14 protein-coding genes are annotated in these 19,039 nt (G+C 54.2%); 7 read left to right on the top strand and 7 right to left on the bottom strand.

Annotated elements, in window-relative coordinates:
- Positions 1-2: 2 nt before the first annotated feature.
- Genes Q31b_RS25145 through Q31b_RS25155 form a run of 3 tightly spaced genes read right to left on the bottom strand, consistent with a single transcriptional unit; the run spans position 3 to position 3,462 of the window.
- On the bottom strand, positions 3-416 hold the full coding sequence (locus tag Q31b_RS25145; protein WP_146602433.1) for an ExbD/TolR family protein: 414 nt from the start codon (positions 414-416) through the stop codon (positions 3-5).
- Positions 416-1,435 (bottom strand): MotA/TolQ/ExbB proton channel family protein, encoded by a 1,020-nt coding sequence (locus tag Q31b_RS25150; RefSeq protein ID WP_146602434.1) that lies wholly within the window; start codon positions 1,433-1,435, stop codon positions 416-418. The genes Q31b_RS25145 and Q31b_RS25150 overlap by 1 nt, the downstream gene beginning before the upstream one ends.
- A complete protein-coding gene (locus Q31b_RS25155; RefSeq protein ID WP_231617838.1) occupies positions 1,432-3,462 on the bottom strand; it encodes a tetratricopeptide repeat protein in 2,031 nt (676 codons plus the stop codon). Before Q31b_RS25155 ends, Q31b_RS25150 begins: the two co-directional genes overlap by 4 nt.
- 296 nt (positions 3,463-3,758) lie before the next feature.
- On the opposite strand from Q31b_RS25155, the gene smc reads away from it, so the two are divergent.
- Positions 3,759-7,355, top strand: coding sequence for a chromosome segregation protein SMC (smc, locus tag Q31b_RS25160; protein ID WP_146602436.1), 3,597 nt, complete (start codon positions 3,759-3,761; stop codon positions 7,353-7,355).
- 11 nt (positions 7,356-7,366) lie between these two features.
- A complete protein-coding gene (locus Q31b_RS25165) occupies positions 7,367-8,224 on the top strand; it encodes a pyruvate, water dikinase regulatory protein (RefSeq protein ID WP_146602437.1) in 858 nt (285 codons plus the stop codon).
- 214 nt (positions 8,225-8,438) lie between these two features.
- On the opposite strand, the gene Q31b_RS25170 is transcribed toward Q31b_RS25165, so the two are convergent.
- Positions 8,439-10,052, bottom strand: a complete 1,614-nt coding sequence (locus Q31b_RS25170; RefSeq protein WP_197172327.1) for an SHD1 domain-containing protein — start codon at positions 10,050-10,052, stop codon at positions 8,439-8,441.
- Between the two features lie 98 nt (positions 10,053-10,150).
- The gene (locus tag Q31b_RS25175; protein WP_146602439.1) at positions 10,151-10,864 is read right to left on the bottom strand and encodes a HEAT repeat domain-containing protein; all 714 of its coding nucleotides are present in this window, start codon (positions 10,862-10,864) and stop codon (positions 10,151-10,153) included.
- A gap of 154 nt (positions 10,865-11,018) precedes the next feature.
- Here Q31b_RS25175 and Q31b_RS25180 point away from each other — a divergent pair, with 154 nt between their 5' ends.
- On the top strand, positions 11,019-11,330 hold the full coding sequence (locus Q31b_RS25180; protein WP_146602440.1) for a hypothetical protein: 312 nt from the start codon (positions 11,019-11,021) through the stop codon (positions 11,328-11,330).
- A 4-nt stretch (positions 11,331-11,334) separates the two neighbouring features.
- On the opposite strand, the gene Q31b_RS25185 is transcribed toward Q31b_RS25180, so the two are convergent.
- Positions 11,335-11,874 carry a DinB family protein gene (locus Q31b_RS25185; RefSeq protein WP_231617839.1) on the bottom strand — a complete coding sequence of 180 codons (540 nt, stop codon included), beginning with the start codon at positions 11,872-11,874 and terminating at the stop codon, positions 11,335-11,337.
- Between the two features lie 526 nt (positions 11,875-12,400).
- On the opposite strand from Q31b_RS25185, the gene Q31b_RS25190 reads away from it, so the two are divergent.
- On the top strand, positions 12,401-13,567 hold the full coding sequence (locus Q31b_RS25190; protein ID WP_146602441.1) for a type III PLP-dependent enzyme: 1,167 nt from the start codon (positions 12,401-12,403) through the stop codon (positions 13,565-13,567).
- Here Q31b_RS25190 and Q31b_RS25195 read toward each other — a convergent pair.
- On the bottom strand, positions 13,564-14,262 hold the full coding sequence (locus Q31b_RS25195) for an AIM24 family protein (protein WP_146602442.1): 699 nt from the start codon (positions 14,260-14,262) through the stop codon (positions 13,564-13,566). The two genes, Q31b_RS25190 and Q31b_RS25195, sit on opposite strands and share 4 nt — an antisense overlap.
- 669 nt (positions 14,263-14,931) lie before the next feature.
- Between Q31b_RS25195 and Q31b_RS25200 the strand changes: the two genes are divergently transcribed.
- The 3 genes from Q31b_RS25200 (at position 14,932) to Q31b_RS25210 (ending at position 18,717) form a co-directional block, all read left to right on the top strand.
- Positions 14,932-16,626 (top strand): 30S ribosomal protein S1, encoded by a 1,695-nt coding sequence (locus Q31b_RS25200; RefSeq protein ID WP_146602443.1) that lies wholly within the window; start codon positions 14,932-14,934, stop codon positions 16,624-16,626.
- 283 nt (positions 16,627-16,909) lie between these two features.
- A complete protein-coding gene (locus Q31b_RS25205) occupies positions 16,910-17,554 on the top strand; it encodes a hypothetical protein (protein ID WP_146602444.1) in 645 nt (214 codons plus the stop codon).
- 2 nt (positions 17,555-17,556) lie between these two features.
- On the top strand, positions 17,557-18,717 hold the full coding sequence (locus Q31b_RS25210) for a cysteine desulfurase family protein (protein ID WP_146602445.1): 1,161 nt from the start codon (positions 17,557-17,559) through the stop codon (positions 18,715-18,717).
- The last annotated feature ends 322 nt before the right edge of the window (positions 18,718-19,039 follow it).

A 19,039-nucleotide genomic window follows, 5' to 3' on the forward strand; every position in this document is an offset into this window, starting at 1 on the left:
AACTAACGATGAGCGCTTTTGGCTGACAATCCAACTTGCTCAACGCCACTGCTGCGAACCGCGTGCAATACCTCGGCGACCTTTTGGAACGAGCTTGCTCCATCGCCTCGTACCGCCACTCGCAAACTTGGATAGTTTGCATGTTGTTCGCTCAACGTTTGCGTCAACTGATCGATCGTGACAACGGAATTGTCCAATGTAACCTCACCTTTGTTATCAACGACCACGATACGTTCATCGGGTGCACGAGTAATCGAACGCAGTTCTCCGACGGACGGAACGTTAACATTGATCCGACTTTCGGCTTCGCTGAACTTGCTGCCGACCATAAAGAAGATCACAAGCAGAAACACGACGTCAATCATCGGCGTCAAATTGATCGTTGCGTCCTCGGTTTTTTCACGACGGATCGACATTAGGCTGCTCGCTTCCTCTTGGCGTTCGTTTTCGGCGAGTTGTTGTTTTCAAGACCTTCAGCCGAAATGCAATCGATAACACGTTGGCACAGTTTGTCAATTTCGCCCAGGTAGCGATCCGATTTGCTGCTGAAGTACATGTAGGCCAAGTAAGCAGGAATGGCGACACTTAGCCCACCCGCCGTTGTCATCAAGGCAACGCTGATCCCCGACGCAAGCATTTCAGGGCGTCCGATGGAGGCTTGCGAACTGATCGTCTCGAATGCTTCGATCATCCCCAGGACGGTTCCCAGTAGCCCCATCAGAGGAGCGACATTGCTGATTGCATGGAACACTCGCACAAACCGTCTCAAGCCATCGGCAACTCGATCGCCCGCATCCATCACCGCTTGCTCGATTTCGAACATAGGGCGCCCCCAACGGCGGACGGCAGCTTGAAAGACCTCGGCAACGGGGCAATCAAATTCTTCGCATAACTCGGTTGCCTCTTCATAGCTCAATTGACCATCCTCGACACATTCGGTGAACCGGCGAACGAAAGGACGCGGGATCACTCGGCTGCGACGCAGGGCAATCATTCGCTCTAGCGACAAAGAGAAAACGATGAGCGAGCAAACCGCTAGCGGCAACATCAACCATCCCCCCTCGGCCGCTTTGGACACGACCGTTGGCCATTGCCAAGACGATTCCGATTCGGCGTCCTCGGTGGCCGCTTCGGCATTCGATTCTTGAGGTCCTTTTGCCGACGCTGTCATCGCTTCAACGGGAATCGTCGGAATACCGCTGTCGTAAGACGGCCGATTCTGCGGGTAACCGTCTGTCTGAGCGGAAATATTCTGATTGCGGCTGGGGAATTGAGCGGACGCGTTTTCCAGATGCATCATCAGCCAGATCGCTCCGATTGCCAGCACCACGGCGGGCATGACGCGAGACATCAAACCAGCGGTTTGTGGAGACAGCGACCCGTATCGTCGCGAGTTCGGTTGTTTTTTGGAAAATTTCGGTATTAAATCGCTCATCGTCGTAACGTTTTGTTTGAATCCGATGAAGTAGCATTCGATAAAGCGGCCAAGCGGCGGCTCGCCAATTCGGCATATTGGCTATCACGATGCCGAGCCATAAGTGTCGAATAGCAAACGGCGGCGTCCCGTGTCCTCCCCAATTGTTCAAAACATTTTCCTGCCTGAACCAAAGCGGCGGCGACCCAGACACCGTCGGGGTCCATTCCTGCAACCGATCGGTACGCTTCGATCGCATCGGTAAAGCGTTCTTGTAGATAAAACGTCTCGCCAATCATCCACTGAGCACGCCCCCGTAAGCTGGCGTCGACCGTGCTGCTACGGACAACCGCCTCGAGTTCCCCGCGGGCCTCATCGAACCGCAGTCGACGGACAGCCAGCTCGGCGGCCAACATCGAAACCAGACATCCGCGAAGTTGATCGTCACCCGCTGCCTGTTTGGCCGCATCGACGCGCCGCGATGCCACACCAACCTCGCCCAGCGAACTCTCCGTTTCAGCACACCGCAGCAACGTCGCAAAATCATCGACTTTTCGCATATCCACCAAGTGGACCCACCAAGCATGTGCGGCGGCTTTGTGTCCCGTTTGCATCAACGATTCGGCAAAAAGACGCTCCATCGCTACGGTGCGAGTCGGATCGTTTGTTTCAGGAGACGTTGAAGACGCTGCCATTGCTAGCATCGACCAATTCTGATTTCGTCCGGCCCAACGACAGGCCGCCTCGCGTGCCATCGGGCAAATGGCCCTCTTCGGACCGGAAACGGAATCGGCGGCGCTAGCTGGCTCGAATCGATCCTTCGTGTTACCCATTTCGGACGAAGACGTTAGCAAATAGATCACGAATTGCTCGGCATCGGATTTCGAAGCCAAGCGATCGAGCAGATCGGACGTCCATTGTCCCGTTTGGTCGATTTCCCCCAGCTTGGCTTTGCAGCGATCCCAACAGGTCGAATCGGAATGGGTCGCTGCGATTTGCAGAGCGAGGACAATCATTGGAGGGTCAAGGGCGTCGATTTGATCCGTTTTCGCTTGGCTAACAATCCAATTCTGCACCGACATCGGAATCTGGTCCGCTCTCCTTCCGACGTAGTTCGCTGTGATCTCTTTCGCCTCAATCAAGTCAGGCCACCGAGTTAGCAAGTCCGTAAGGATGCGGTTTTCTTGTTCGCTTTTATCTAAAGGAGCCGCCGCGAAATCGCCCTTTTCTGCATTTCCCTTATCTGTGTTCGCCTTATCTGTGTTTGCAGAGTACTGCTTCAAACAAGCTACCGCTGCGCGTAGAGCGCGCGGTGCATCGGGATGTTTCGGAAAAGCGTTCACGAAATCGGTCATTCGGTTTGCCGCTTCGATGGGTTGCTTGCCCAACATTGCCATCGCCCAAGCGTCGCCCAGCATTGCCAGTGACCGCTGTTGATCCGAAGCATGTTTGACCGCGAGCGGGTAGACAACGCTGGCGATCTCGGGCAAACCGCTTTGCAGAGAATCAGCACCAAGGGTCAAGCAGAGATCGACGGCGATTTTGCGTTGCAGTTCCGAGAATGCGTCGGCGCGCTCAAAGGCGCGCTCAAGTGAGACAGCGGCTATTGAACGTTCTTCGGTTTGAACGAACCATGTCGCTGCCATGAGCCGCATACTGATGACAGTCTCGGCAGCCAAATTCGCGGACGCAGGACGCGTCAGTGCATCGCAAGTTCGAGTGTAAAACTCACTCGCGCCAGCGGTTTCTCCGGACGCTTGCAGCGATCGAGCGAGTTGGACGAGCGACAGGGACAAATCGATCTCGGTCGGCTTTTGATCGTCCAGTCGCCGGGCTAACGCTATCGCTTTCTCGTGTTGCCCCGCCGCAATCGCTTGATTCAGCTGTTCAAAAGCGGTGGAAAACTCAGCGGATATTGGTGATTGCTCAGGATTTTGGGCGGATTGTGCAGAGGCGAAGGAACTGATCGAAGCGGCAATCAGCAGACAGAGTGTGGCGAGACAAGATCGCAGCCACCACCCGGTCGCATGCATGGGTCTTGCGTGCAATCGTTGGGCAAAACCGGTCAAATTCCGCCTCCTGCGTTGCATAGCCTGTTCCGTTTGGGGGTCTTCTTGTACGTCGCGGATAAACAGCCAACCAGATGGGTCAGCTCCACTGCAATCAATAAATAGCCCATTTTGTTGATTCGTTGCAATCCCGTCTCGAAATGCCCTACCTTGCCCAAATAACCTGAAAAAACGGCAAAAACAGAAACAGAGCTAGGCTTAGAGCAAGCTTTCATTTACTCTGTAGGAAGACATTTCCCGCACCCCACTTGTTCCCGAGCAAATAAACTCTTCGCATGCTAAAAGCACTCGAACTGGCCGGGTTCAAAAGTTTCGCTGACCGAACCCGCTTCGACTTCCCGGACGGCATTACAGTCGTTGTCGGCCCAAACGGCTCCGGCAAATCGAACATTGTCGACGCTATCAAATGGGTTCTCGGCTCGCAAAGTGCGAAAAGTTTGCGAGGCAAGGACATGTCGGATGTCATCTTCAAAGGCTCACAAACTCGCGGTCCCGCTTCGTCCGCCGAGGCGACGATCATTTTCGATAATGAAAACGGCTCGCTTCCGGTTGACGCTCCCGAGGTTCACGTCACCCGCCGAGTGTTTCGTAGTGGTGAGACCGAGTATCTGATCAATAACCAAGCGGTCCGGTTAAAGGACGTCAAAAGTCTGATCCAAGGGACGGGCATCGGTATCGATGCATACAGCTTGATTGAGCAGGGCAAAGTAGATCGGATGCTGCAGGCGAACGCCAAGGACCGTCGGGCGATTTTTGAAGAGGCTGCGGGGATTAGCCGCTTCAAGACGAAGAAGGTCGAAGCGGAGCGGCGACTCGCCCGTGTCCAAACCAACCTGACTCGCCTCGGCGATATCGTCGACGAGGTGGCGGGTCGACTAAGGAGTCTTCGCAGCCAGGCGAGCAAGGCGGAACGCTATCGGATCGCAACGGAGCGGTTAAAAGAACTTCGCACACAAATCGCTTGGACCGATTGGAGACTTCTTAGTGATGAACTCGATGCATCGGAGCTCGATCTAACCTCGGCGATTGCAAAACAACAGGAATTGGAATCACTTCGCGAGCAGATGACCGAGCAGCGGCAAGCGGCTGATATGAAGCTGCAGCAGATTGCGGACGAAGCTCGCATGATCGAAGAGCAGCGATCGCAAAGTCTGCAACGGATTGCCGAACTGAGTGGCCGCCGTGACGCCGACGAGTCGACGATCGCTGACCTGCGTTTGTCGGTCTCCAAATCACTCCGACGCGTCCGTTTGCTACAAACACAGGCAGGCTCGGCAGCCGCCGAACTTCGCAGTTCCAATGAGCGGCTGGCTCAATACGAGGCGGAACTAGCGCAGGTTCAACGTCGCAGTCGTGAATCGGAGGCCGAACGTGACAAGATTCAAGCCGAAGTCGACGAGGTTCGTCAGCGTCGCGACCAGGTCCAACAGAAGCATTTAGCCGCCGTCCGCCGCGTTGCCGATTTGGAGGCGAAACGTCAACGCTCCGAGCAGCAAATCGCCGAAGTCCTGCGTTTGCTAGCCGGTTTAGAGAGACGCCTCGATTCATCAAAATCGCTGCGACTCGAGGCCGAAAAGGAAGCGAAAATTGCGGAAGAGCGTGTTGCATCGTTAGAGGAGAAAATCGAACAAGCAGCCAAGGAGGCCGAATTAGCGGAAGCTAAACTTAGCGATAGCCGCCGCACGCTCGAACGCCGACGCGAAGAGGTCTCGGCATTGAAGGTGAGGCTGCAAGGGGTCAGCGAACGGTTGAGCATGCTACAGGATTTGCATCGCCGCCAAGAGGGTGTTTCAGGCGGGGTGCGAAGCATTCTCGAATCACTCCGCAATGAGAATCATCCCTTGGCCAAGTCGATGTTCGGTATCGTTGCCGAATGTTTCGAAGTCGATATGCATGTCGCTCCGCTGATTGATGCAGCCCTTGGATCGCGATCCCAATACTTGATCGTGGAAGGCGGCCAACTGCAAGAAGCGATTTTAAGCGGCAGCTTGTCGATCGAAAGCCGCGTCGGATTGATTCGCATCGACGAACTGCCTCGACGCCGACCGGGGGACCGCATACGGCTCGACGGCTTGAAGGGTGTCATCGGACGCGGCGACAGGATGATCAAATGCGAGGCTCGGTTCGAAGCGCTAACCCGACATCTGCTCAGCAGCACTTGGCTGGTCGATTCACTCGCTACCGCTCTCGGGCTGCGAAAACTGAGCGGCGCGGGATTGCGATTTGTGACCGCATCAGGCGAGTTGCTCGAAACCGACGGTACGATGGTTGTCGGACCGGCGAGTACTTCAACGGGATTGGTCAGTCGCCGTAGTCAAATCACGGCCGCTGAGCAAGAGATCAAGCACTATCAATTTCAATTGAATGAAACGGAGAAAGAGTCTCAACGGTTGGCATCCTTGGTCGATGACCAAGCAGCGGAACTAGGGCGAATCGAACAGCGTCATCGCGGGATGATCACCGATCGGGCTGCCGCGAAGGCAGAACTTCGGCATGCTCAGGAACGCCGAAAAACGATTCAAGAATCGTATGAAGAAATCGATGCTGAAATCGTAGAGACCCGCCGCGCACGTTCGACGTCCGAATCCGATTTCACAGCGTTAGGAACTCGAATCGCCGAAGGCCGTCACGATATCGAAACACTCGAACTCGAAGCGGCTGAGGTCGACGAGATGCTATCGGGCGCTCAGTCGGCACTCCAATCGGCGACCAGTGGCGTGATGGCGATTAGCGTCGATGTGGCACGTGCCGAACAGAAATTCGAAGCACTTTCCGCAGCCCTGCTTCAACAACGACGCGACCAAGGACAACGCGAAGCCGCCGTAGCCGAGGTTCGCACGCAGGCGGAACAAGGACGCACGCGGATCAATGAATTGACCCTGCGGACACTCGAAGCGACGAGTCGTTTGGCGTCCCTCCAATGGGAATCGGATCGAGGAGCTCGAGAACTTACGCGACTAGCCACCGCAGCAGCAAAGGTTCGTAGCGAAAATCGAGAAATCGTGAAGGCGAGCGAAGCAGCTATCAAGCAAACCAGTCGAGCGAGTGAAGCGGTTCATGCAATCACGGCCAAACGAGACAATGCCAAACTGAGACGCGAAACGTTGGCGGATCGGTTACTGGAGGATTACCAAATCGATCTTCGCGGTAGTGAACCGCCCGAGGATTTGGAGGAACCGGAGGATCGCCAAGCCATTGAGAAGGAAATCACGGATCTGCGCAGCCAATTGCAGAAAACAACATCCGTCAATATGGAGGCTCTCGACGAACTCGAAGGTCTGCAAACTCGCTATGACGAATTGCATGGGCAGTACCAAGATTTGACGGCGGCCAAAGATTCGCTGCAGCGCATCATTGGTCGCATCAATGCGGATAGCCGTCGCTTGTTCCTCGATACACTCGAGGCGATCCGCCAGAACTTCCAAAAGTTGTACCGAAAATCATTCGGCGGCGGGACGGCTGACTTGGTCCTAGAAGAGAACGAAGATCCGCTCGAAGCAGGCGTGGAGATCGTTGCCACGCCGCCTGGAAAACCAAGCTTTAACAATTCACTACTGTCAGGCGGCGAGAAAGCATTGACAGCCGTCGCACTACTGATGTCGATCTTCCAGTATCGGCCTAGCCCGTTCTGTGTGCTCGATGAAGTGGATGCCCCTTTCGACGAAGCCAACATCGGACGGTTTGTTACCGTACTGAGTGAATTCTTGGATCATTCCAAATTCGTTGTCGTTACTCATAGCAAGAAAACAATGACGGCAGCGACAACCTTGTATGGGGTGACGATGCAAGAATCGGGCGTCAGTAAACAGGTATCGATTCGCTTCGAAGACGTCAGCGAGGATGGGGAAATTTCGGAAGGCGAAGCGGCTTAGGGGAACGAAACATGTCATCGGTCAAACAAAACAAACCGGCAAAGATTGTTGTGTTGTCCGGTGGAACGGGGCGGACAGCCGACAGTTTGATCCGCGCTGCACTCGAACAGTTTCCCGATTGTGAAGTCGACATCTCTATCATTGCCGGGATTCGCAAAGCAGACAAAGCGATCGAGATCATTCAAAATGCGGCCAAAGAAGGTGCTGCGGTTTGCTATTCAATCGTCGAAAAAGAGGTTCGCAAAGCGGTCCACACGGAAGCACGCCGCTTAGCGGTCCCTTGTATCGATGTCCTCGGTCCTGCCGTTTCCGTTCTAAGCGATCATCTGCGCTTGGCACCAAAGGCCCGGGCGGGATTGCTGTACGACGTTCATCAAGCTCAGTTCGACCGCATCGATGCGATGGATTTCATGCTCGCACATGATGATGGCCAAAAAATCGATGACCTAAAACAAGCGGATGTCGTTTTGGTGGGGGCTTCACGAACGAGTAAGAGTGTCACCTGTTGCTACTTGGCATTTCGTGGCATCCGGGCAGCCAATGTTCCATTGATTCCCAACATGCCATTGCCAAAACCTCTTTTAAAGCTGAATGCGAAGCGAGTGATCGGATTGACCATGAGTGCGGCACATTTGGAATCGGTGCGGCAAACGCGAATTGAGCAAATGAGTCATTTAGCCGTGCCGAAATACGCGAACTTGCCCGACATCCGATCGGAACTCAAGCAGATTCGTCGACTCATCAACGAACAAGATTGGGAATGTCTAGATGTGTCCTACAAAGCAACCGAAGAGGTCGCGGCGCAAATCATCGAAATGTTGCCACGCCGCCGCGTCCGTCGTAAAGGCGATGGAAGGCTCTCACCCTAGGCTGCGTTGTGTGACGCCGTTGGCGTAGAGAACAAAACGAAGCACGGTAGAATGGCGTGGACGGAAGGAATTCTGAAACGTGAAATATCCTTCCGGCGAGCTTGTCTCGGCGGAGGAAACAAGTGGCGGCTACCTTGTCCTGGCTTTTGCCGCCCAGTCTCTGCAGGTCCAAGGCAGAAAATTGGCATCAAATCGATGCTCCCCATGGAGGCGACTATTCGTTTTCTAGCTCATCGGCCCATTGCCCGTCCACCCACCGACTTCGTCCAGGCACTCTCCAGTTCGCCACGATCGCGGGAGTCAATCGACGGTCGACTTCCGCCATCGCCGCCGTTGCAGCGGCATGGGGGATTTGAGTGACGATGATTTCACCGGTCGGACGTCGCGTCAAAAATCCGATCGTTTGCTTTCCGACGGGCCCGACTTCGGTACCCACCAATTCGTATCGCCAAACGGGCACGCCTCGAAAGAGGCTCAGTAGAACCCCACTCGACGACAAGACCAAATCGTTATCAATCCAAACCGGTTTAGATTTTCCCAAACTCCGCCGTGACGCCACCTCTCCGCGGATCGAGGCCGTCGACAATTCCCAAACGCGAAGTCGATTCGTTGTCGTAATCGCCAGCGAATCGCCATGCGGTGAAAAGGCAACTTGAGCGTAACGATTCGATTCAATCGGCAGCCGACCCAAGAATTTTCCGTCTTGAGTTCGATACAAGCAAACGCCTCCGGCATCGGGGACGGCCACATAGTGGCGGCCAGCAGAGATCGCGGGTACCGACTGGGAATCGATCGAACAAATCAAGTGGCGTAGCTCACCTGAAACGATATTCCAAACCGCCAACTTTGAGTTGATTGCTGCGATAATATGTTCGTCATCAAGCCATTTAGCCCAGTACACCTGAGTGGGGCGAAACGAATTGCGAGCGTCATCATCGTCCTTTGGGGGAAGTGACCGCTGTAATTGAATGGAAATCGATTCCTCGTCCCAGCCGCGAACGACCGCCAATTGGCCACCCGATCCTCGGTTGCTATGGCCCGTGAGAACCAGCGTCTGTTTTGACGGTCGATGGTGGTCCAACAACGTCAGGGTCCGTTTTGATTTCCAGACGATTCTCGATTCACCTGATTTGGGGTCAAAGCGAATGACGCGATTCGCCTCGTCGGGACTTACCGTCACACCCGTGCTAACCGAAACGGCAACAAAGGCGTTGGCGTCGGTGATGATCGGCATTGGTGGTGAACAATGATCATAAGCATGCAAGGGCCCGATCGTCACATTTCCGAATCCGACCGAGATCGGGTCTGCTTGGGGATCCGCTGGAATGGAGCCTGGAATTGCCCCCTGCCTCGATTGGTTGCCTGCTCTGTCAACATGGCTTGAGGCTTCCGCCTTTGCCGCAAGAGGTTGTCCGTCCTCAAGTTGAGTGGTGGCTTTTGGATAGGTCCATTTTGGAAGCAGCGGCATTTCCGGCAACTCGGGAGCCGCAAAACGAAGCGTATTTTCAGAAACCGGAGGACGACTTCGCCATTGCTCCAAATAATCGTGGTCGGAAAATCCAAGCTGATCTTCAGCAATCCGCACACGCGAACCATTGGGACGAACCAGGATGACCGTGCCATTTTCGATCGCTTCCAAACGGGCCTCAATCGTAAATTGGCCTGAGGCATCCACCCAAACGCGAACCGGTTCGCTAGCAATGCAAAGGTTTGAAATCAGCAAGCAACAAGCAAGGGTCGTCGCGCCAAAGCTCCGCTTGGGGATTGCTGAAGGAATTCCCAATCGGAGTGGTTTGGGCAATAGATTATCGGGTCGGTATTTGAACATGTTTTTTACGAGTGCTATATCACCGCGCAACGATGGGAATTGCCGTTTGGAAGTTAGCGGCATCTTGATTCAATCCGTTTCCGCAAAGTCGAGCCGCCTTATCGCATCAAAGTTGTCGAGGCATTGGGCTCTGTATCGACGTCCTTGTTAAGTTCCGCAATCCAAACATCGGGATCATCGCCAAGTTGTTTACCGGTAACGCTCCGGAGCGACTGCATCGTCAAATCTCGGGTTGCCGGGTTGTGATCGGAAAGCGCCAATCGCAGCGAGTTGGTAGAAACGGGGTTCTTGTGACCGGCCAGCGATGCGATTGCAGCATGGCGAACGTCTTGGTTGGTTTCGCTGCCCACCATCGTTGCAAGCATTCGCGAGGAGGCTTCGTCATCGATCCGTCCGAGTGCGCGGCAAGCCTCCATCCGTACTTTCATGCTATCATCGTCAAGTCCTTTTTCAATCAGCGGGATTGCATCTTCGGAAGATGCGATTTTTCCACTCGCCAAGACCGCCAATCGCCTCATTTCCGCGCTGGGGTCATTTTCGACAATCTGTTTTAGATGATTCGCCCAATACAGTTGCCGCTCCGCGGGTAAATCCTCTATGGAATTGGCCAGCGATGTCAGTTGTTTTCGCCGCTCGTGATCGGTGACGCCGAACGCTTCATCGTTACGCCATTCACGCATGGTGAACCACGGATTTACCGTTTTAAGTGCATAAAGCGGTCCGTCTTGGCATCCACCAACGTAAAAACACGAGGAAGCGAACAGAAACGCCAATCCAAGCGACAGCGCTTTGCGGGGGTGGCAAGGCGACATACAGGTTCCTTCGAACGGATTTGAACAGATGATTGTTTGCGAATCTAACCGGTGTAACAAACAACAACGCCTCAAACCAACCCCAATTGTTCGCCGGTTCGATTGCCTCATTGCCCCCGAATCGAATGGCGAGTCCTGAAAAAGGATCGATCGCATGAACCGTCCTTCTGTCGTGCTTGTCTCGGCGGCGGAAGCGATCGGCAGCAACCAAGGCATCCCCATGAACTTCGTCCCGCCCCCCCGTCCCGCCCCCCCACCAGCGCCGGAGAAGATTTGTGGGAGGCGATTTGTGGGAGGGGGGCTGAGCAAGAGTTTTCCGATTCCTGCAGCTGACAATTCCGATTGCGAGTCCGAACCGGCCCGGTGGATGCAAATTCCGCCATCCGTGAAACGACCACATTCCGCTTACCATTTGACGCCATTCGGCACGGGGTTGGTGGAGCGTCGCATTACGGGGATTGACTAGATTTTCAAACCGGCCCGAGTCCCATCGCACGTCGCCATGCACTTGTTTGTCCCATGTGCATCATAAAGTGACCACCGACGTAGAACCCGAGCATGGCACCGTTGGTTGGGAAGCGTTCTCGCATCGCCTCGTTCACGTTGGGGCTACGAAAAAGATCATCTTCCGCTTCCGCGAGTGCTTGAGCAACCGCTTTGTAGCCCGTTACCAGTGCTTCGACGATTGCGTCCATCGGTGGATAAATCGTCCCATCGGCGTCGTCCACACAGTTTGTATCTCTGGAAAACACCTTGGTAAACTCGGCGGAAGGTAGGTAGGGGGTCGGATCTCCACCGACCGTCTCGATGATCCGGCAAGCATACAAACTGAGGTGCCCATAATTGAATGCGGCGTGATTCGATTCGATCACCGTATCGCCGATCCTAGCAAAGCGAGCGAATTGTTCGGGAGAAACATCCGTTGTCAAACGCTCGGCGTAAGACAGTCCGGCGTGAACGGATGCGGTAAGCATCTGTCCTATCGAGTGGGTTGATTGGTTCGTTGGCATTTATCGTAACCTTTAAGAGTGGCCTAAAAAGTTGAAAGTAATCGCTGGCAGCGACTCCGCTGTATGGTTGATCCGCTCTGCGATTGGGTAGCGTCTACCGAATGACTCGCCCCAACGATCATGTTTCAGACCGAAAACGCAATTCGCTCGCAGAGCATCGCGACGATCGCTGCGAATGGACAACCGATGAAACAGGCTATCCTAGTGCCATGCCGCGCCGATCGTCTAGTCGTTAGTAGTCACAAACAAAAAAGGCGAAAAATAATTTTCCAATTTTGTGCATCTGCCACTCTGCAGAAATGGAAAATCTAACTAACATTCGCTCTAGCTTTGATTCACGTGTGTCGATGAAAAGCTAGCTCTGTTTCTACTAGCTCTGTTTCTATGCTAGCTCTGTTTCTATGCTAGCTCTGTTTCTATGCTAGCTCTGTTTCTGTACGGGCCGATCGAACCGACCTTCCGGCGATCGGCACCATTCTTTAGTGAAGGCCGATTCACAATCGATTGTGAGGTGTAATCCAACTATATGCGAACCGATATCCTGATACCGCAGCGGATGCGGAATGCTCAAAGTGTGCTCTCGTTTGAAACAGCACATGAACTGGGCGAACGACTTTCTACCCCTTTATTGGTGGTCTCAAAGTCAAAACTGGTGGAAACGTATTGCACGATGCACGAACATTTACCAGGAGTCGAGTTGTATTATGCAGCAAAAGCGAATCCAAACCCGTATGTACTCGAGACGCTCAACGAGCTGGGTTGTTCCGTCGACGTCTGCTCACACGGAGAGCTTCTCGCCGCGAAGGGAGCTGGATTCAGCCCAAGTCAAATGTTGCACACGCATCCTTGCAAGACGCGTCAAAATTTGTTGGATTGCTACAACGAGGGTGTACGATGGTTTGTCTACGACAACGAATCGGAGTTAGACAAGATTGCTGGCCACACGCCTGACATCAAGCTGTTGCTTCGTTTGGCGACGAGTGGCGGTAGCAGTTTGATCAATCTGTCCGCCAAGTTTGGTGCCGATCCGTCGGAAGTCATCGAAATGCTCATCGCGGCGAGAGAGCGAGGACTTGACGTTCGCGGGTTCTCGTTCCATGTCGGATCGCAGTGCGTCAACCCATCGGACTACCGCACCGTTTTGCATTCAATCCGCAAGTGTTGGGACGAAGCTGCGGCAAACGGCTTCCTCTTAGAAGTCCTCGATATTGGCGGTGGCTTCCCGGCGCCTTATCGGGATAACGAAATGATTCCGTTGGCCGATTACTGTGACTCGGTCTCGGTGAGTCTGCAGGACGTCTTTGGCGATATTTCAGTTCGCTTTATCGCCGAGCCAGGGCGTGGAATGGTCGCAGAATGCATGACGTTGGTCACCCGAGTGTTAGGGAAAAGCATGCGTGGTGGCAAACGATGGTACATCATTGACGATGGTTTGTACGGATCGTTTTCAGGCAAGGTTTTCGACCACGTTGATTACAACGTGATCGCCGACAACCCGCTCGGCTTCCCAACCTATCCATGCGTGCTGGCAGGCCCGACTTGTGACAGTAGTGATGTGGTCGCCCATGACCAATGGTTGCCAGATTTGGAGATTGGCGACTTGCTATTGGTTCCGACAATGGGAGCCTATGCCGGAGCGAGTGCTTGCCCGTTCAACGGGTTACCTGTGGCTGGATCGACAATGATCGACTAGCCACCGTGTTGCATATAAACTTCCTCGAACGGCTGAACGACAACAAAGCCGTTGCCTTGGAAGCGTAATTGCACCGATTCGCCCGACCCGCGGCCGAGGAATGTTTTGAACTGTAAATCCGTTTTCAGTTCGGGCTCGATGTTGCCCGACCAAAGCACGGTCGCGTTCGGGTCGGTGATGACCGGTTGCGACGGAGTGACTGGCAACGTCAATGGGTCATAGTGAGTCGTGACGGCGACCATCCCAGAGCCTTCGAGCCGGATGTTGAACAAACCGCCTGCGATCATGGCGGTCATTTTCTTCATCATTTTAATGTTGTAGGTCAGCGAAGTCTCGAAAGCGAGCAAATCATTCCCGTTCACACAAATCGCCTCGTTTTGCAGATTCAAAATCGTAATCTTCTTTCCTGAATCAGCACAGAAAACCGAACCATTGCCGGTAATCTTCGTTAGCTTGGTACCTTCGCCGGAGATCGATTTTTTGAGCAGGTTCGAGAAGCCCTGCGACATAATCCCTTCTCGCTCAAACTTGACTTGCCCGGTGTAAGCGATCATCGCTCCCATCTTAATCCATGCTTCACCATTGAGGTTAATGTCAAGCATCCGCTCCGACTCGAGTTCGAACAACCCTTGGTCTAAGTCGCGGTCCTTGGTTTTTTCTAGAAACGCTTGTAGCGAATACCGGTTGTCATTCATGGTCATTCTTTCGAGTTAGGGAGAAAACGCGTTTACGTAGCCCAGGCTTCTAGCCTGGGTTTTTGTTGTTGTGGCCCCAGGCTTCTAGCCTGGGTTTTGTTGTGCCCCCAGGCTTCCAGCCTAGGTTTTTTGTTGTGGCCCAGGCTTCTAGCCTGGGTTTTGTTGTGCCCCCAGGCTTCCAGCCTGGGTTTCTTGTTGTGGCCCAGGCTTCTAGCCTGGGTTTTGTTGTGCCCCCCAGGCTTCCAGTCCTAGGTTTTTTGTTGTGGCCCAGGCTTCTAGCCTGGGTTTTGTTGTGCCCTCAGGCTTCCAGCCTAGGTTTTCTGTTGTGCCCTCAGGCTTCCAGTCCTGGGTTTCTTGTTGTGGCCTCAGGCTTCCAGCCTAGGTTTTTTGTTGTGGCCCCAGGCTTCTAGCCTGGGTTTCTTGTTGTGGCCTCAGGCTTCCAGCCTAGGTTTTCTGTTGTGCCCTCAGGCTTCTAGCCTAGGTTTTGTTGTGGTCCCAGGCTGGAAGCCTGGGCTACGTATCATACGAAATTCCAGCCGTGCCGATACTACCAGAGGGGAAGGATGATTGGTAAACTGCACAACGACGCTTTCGCGGATGATCGAAGGGTCCGCCAAGCTGAATCATTTAATATAAACTCTTCGCATACGCTATTGCCCAATTGATCCTATGACAAACGGCGAAACTCCCCAAACCGACTCCACCACGGCTGGTCCTCATCCTTCATCGGAACCACAAAACTCGGTGGAAAAACCTCTGCAAGAGCCTGTGCAAAGCGAGGGTTCTCCGGCATCCCAACCGGCAGCGGACGTTCCCGTTTCCCCACCGCCGGAAAGTGCCGCTGGCGAAACGCCTTCGCACCCAAGTGGACCTTTGGCGGCAGTCGCTCGAAGTGGCGCGGGGCCGTTGGCTGCGCGTGGTTTGGGAGTCGCCAAGCCAGCTTCACCGAGTGTTTCGACGGCGAAATTGTCGGATCCCACAAAGTCGGATTCCAAGGACAAAAAAACAGCGAAGAAGAAGAAAGGACCGCCACGGCCTCGCTTGAAAGGTGAAGCCGACTCGACGGGTCAGCCGAAGCCGAAGCCAGCCCAACCTTCCAAAGTCGCGGTACCGAATTTACGCGATTCGCTCTCCGATGATCTGCAAGCCGAACTCGATGCCGAGTTGGCTGCAGCGGATGTCGATGCCATGCTTGGCGGGATGGCCGGTATGTCGGCTCGGAAAGAACCGCTCGCTGAAGGCGCTCGTGTCCAAGCCAAAGTGCTCAAAATTAACGAGGATTCCGTTTTCGTCGCTCTCGGAGGACCCGATGAAGGCGTCATTCCTTTTGAACAGTTTACCGAGGCCGAGCCAAAGCCAGGTGACGATGTCGAGGTTCTCGTTCGCGGGCTCAACAAAGCAGACGGGTTGTACGTCCTAACGCTTCCTGGTTCGGCAATCGAAGTCAGCGATTGGGATGATATCGAAGAAGGCTCTATCGTCGAAGCAACCGTTACAGGCCATAACACGGGAGGGTTGGAGTGTACCGTTGGAAGCGTCCGTGCATTTATGCCAATCAGCCAAGTGACTGAGTACCGGGTCGAAGACCTTTCCGAATTTGTTGACCAGAAAATGGTCTGCTTGGTGACCGAAGCAAACGAGCGACGAGGCAACTTGGTGCTCAGTCGTCGTGCGATTTTGGAACGCGAGCGGGAAACTCGGCGCAAAGAACAGATGGAGCAGATCGAGGTTGGAGACACGCTTGAAGGGGTCGTTCGTACCGTGAAAGATTTCGGCGCATTCGTCGATCTCGGTGGTGTCGAAGGCCTGATTCACATCAGCAAGTTGAGCTGGGATCGAGTCAAACATCCGAGCGAGGTGATGGAAGAGGGGCAGCGCGTCCGAGTCAAAATCGATAAGATTGACAAAGACAGCGGCAAGATCAGTTTGTCGTACCGTGATCTTCTAGAAAATCCCTGGGATGCTGCCGAATCGAGCTTTGCAGTTGGTACCGTCCAAAAAGGGACAATCACTCGAATTGCGCCATTTGGTTGCTTCGTCCGCCTCGGTGCGGGCATCGAAGGCCTCGTTCATATCAGTGAATTGGCTAACCATCGAGTCTCGAAAGTCGATGCGTTTGTAAGCGAAGGCGAAGAGGTCGAAGTGAAAGTTCTGTCGTTTGACCGCGACACCCAAAAGATCGGTCTCTCGATCAAGGCGGCACAGACGTTGGCCGCCGCGGCATCCGCAGGCGAGGCATCAAAAGAAGCCGACGAGGCAGACGAACCACCTCGTGAGTTGGCGGTCAAGGCATCGCATCAAGGTCCGCTCAAAGGTGGCAACAACACCGACACCGGCGGCGAACGCTTTGGTCTGCGTTGGTAGTTCTGTTTTCGTGGCGATGCCACGGTAGGCTTTTCCCCCAGACGCAAGTCCGGGGTCGCGAAATCCGTTGCGATCGAAGTCCCGAAGGGACGGCAGGAGAATCGGTTTTGCTGGGTATTTTCGGGGGGCCTTGGGGATAGCGATGTTTTTCTGGCGTTGCTTCGTGACGTGTCGGACGCTCAGGGTGGCATGAACCCCGGACTCGCGTCCGGGGCGATCACAATGCGTCCCAATCGGGACGCAATCCACCCGCTCGTAAATCCGTGAAGATCAATTATTCCTTATGCTCGAACGAATCGAAATCCCCGACCTTCGTTGGCCGCTCGAACAACACGTTGAATTGATCGAAGAGGGGAACCGCCGAGCCGACCTGTTTACCGAAAAACGCAAATCGACAAAGCGAGATACGATCCACAACTTTGTCGTTTGCGATTTTGGTATGGTCGGCGCAACCATTGATTTCATCGCCCGCAATCATTTAGCAAGTGGCGATACGTTCTGCGAATGGGGCAGCGGGATGGGGGTGGTGACGATGATGGCCCAAATGGCAGGGTTTCGTGCCAGCGGAATCGAAGTCGAAGGAGAGTTGGTTCAACAATCACTCGGACTCGCGGCAGACTTCGGTATCGATGCGACCTTCTTTGAAGGCAGCTTTCTGCCCGACGAGATCGACGAAGCGAGATCGAATGGCTTGTCCGAAGATCCCTATTGGGAGAGCATCACAGACGTCGACAATGTCGATCTCGATGCACCGAGTGCCTATCCCGATTTGGGCCAATCGATGGACGACTTTGACTTGGTTTTCGCTTTCCCATGGCCTGGCGAGCACTTCTTTTTTGAAGAGATCTTCGATCGCTATGCGGCTCATGGCGCTCTCCTGTTGACCTACGATGGTCGCAACGGATTGAATCTCCAGAGGCGATTGTAAAAATGATTTATCTCGACAACCATGCGACAACGCCGTGTGACCCGCGAGTCGTTGAAGCGATGATTCCTTGGTTAACCGATTATTTTGCTAATCCGCACAGTGAGTCACACGAAGCGGGCCGCACGGCAGCCGATGCAATAGAACGTTCCATTGCCGATATGGCTGATTCGATCGGTGCTCCAGCGAACTCTTTGATCGTCACCAGTGGCGCGACCGAAAGCAACAATTTGGCCATCCGTGGTATCTGTATGCACCCGAGGCAAAAGAAACGGCATTTGGTCACCGTTGCGACCGAACATCCAGCGGTGTTGGATGTCGTCGCCGATTTGGAGCGAGAGGGCTTTCGGATCAGCCGTGTTGATGTGCACCCGAGCGGTCACCCGATGGCAGGAGCCGTCGATCTGCAAAAACTAGCCGACGCAATCGACGATGACACCGCATTGGTTTCCGTGATGTGGGCGAACAATGAAATTGGAACGATCACACCCATGCGGGAAGTGACCCAGCTATGCCATCGTCGAGGTGTGCTGGTGCACTGTGATGCATCGCAGGCAGTCGGACGAACGCCGATCGACGTAAAACAAGTGGATGTCGATTTGCTGAGCGGATCGGCCCACAAATTCTACGGACCGAAAGGGATCGGCTTTCTTGTTGCCGGAAACGGCCAACGCCGGGTGCGGCTAAAACCACAAATCGTCGGTGGCGGTCAACAGCGAGGCATCCGCAGCGGAACAATGAATCCCGCAGCGATCGTGGCGATGAGCAAAGCAATGTCGTTGGCGATGGAAGAAATGGAGCAGTCCAATCAACGAATTCGCACTTTTCGCGATGAACTGTATCGCCAATTGAGCGATCGGATCGGAGGTATCGAACTGAACGGGCCTCCACTCGACAGCATGTATCGGTTGCCAGGAAACTTGAATATCCTTTTGGATCGCATCGAAGGGGAAGCATGGATGTCGGCAACCCCCGATGTGGCCTTCAGTAGTGGTTCGGCCTGTTCAAGCGTCGATCCACAAGCGAGCCATGTCATCCGCGCGATTGGCCGCAGTGAATCGGAAGCGCGGCGCAGCGTCCGCTTTGGCATCGGGCGATTGAACACCAAGCAAGAGATGACCGCCGCGGCGGACCAATTGGCCGAAGCCTATGAAAAGCTGGTCTAGCACCGCAGCGTTTCTTTCGGCGGAGTTTGCCCAGCCGTCGTAGCTCCGTCTTGAAGCGTGGGTAGCAAGATTACGATCCAGCTCAGGACCGTTTCTGGAGTCATCGGTTCGAGATGGGGTGAGATGGAAGGTGAGTTCGAGGAACCGTGGCGACGGTATCTGAGCAAAACGACTCGCAAATTCTCGGCCCGTCTAGCTCCGCTCCTAGCCGGTCTCTTCGAAACCGTTTGCAACCAAATGAGCAGAAAATGAAAGATATTGAGCAGCACCGCTTAGCAGGCGGCTTCTCAATCGGTTATACTCGCTAGTGCTTTGTCGCCGT

Source organism: Novipirellula aureliae (genome assembly GCF_007860185.1).
GTDB classification, from domain to species: domain Bacteria; phylum Planctomycetota; class Planctomycetia; order Pirellulales; family Pirellulaceae; genus Novipirellula_A; species Novipirellula_A aureliae.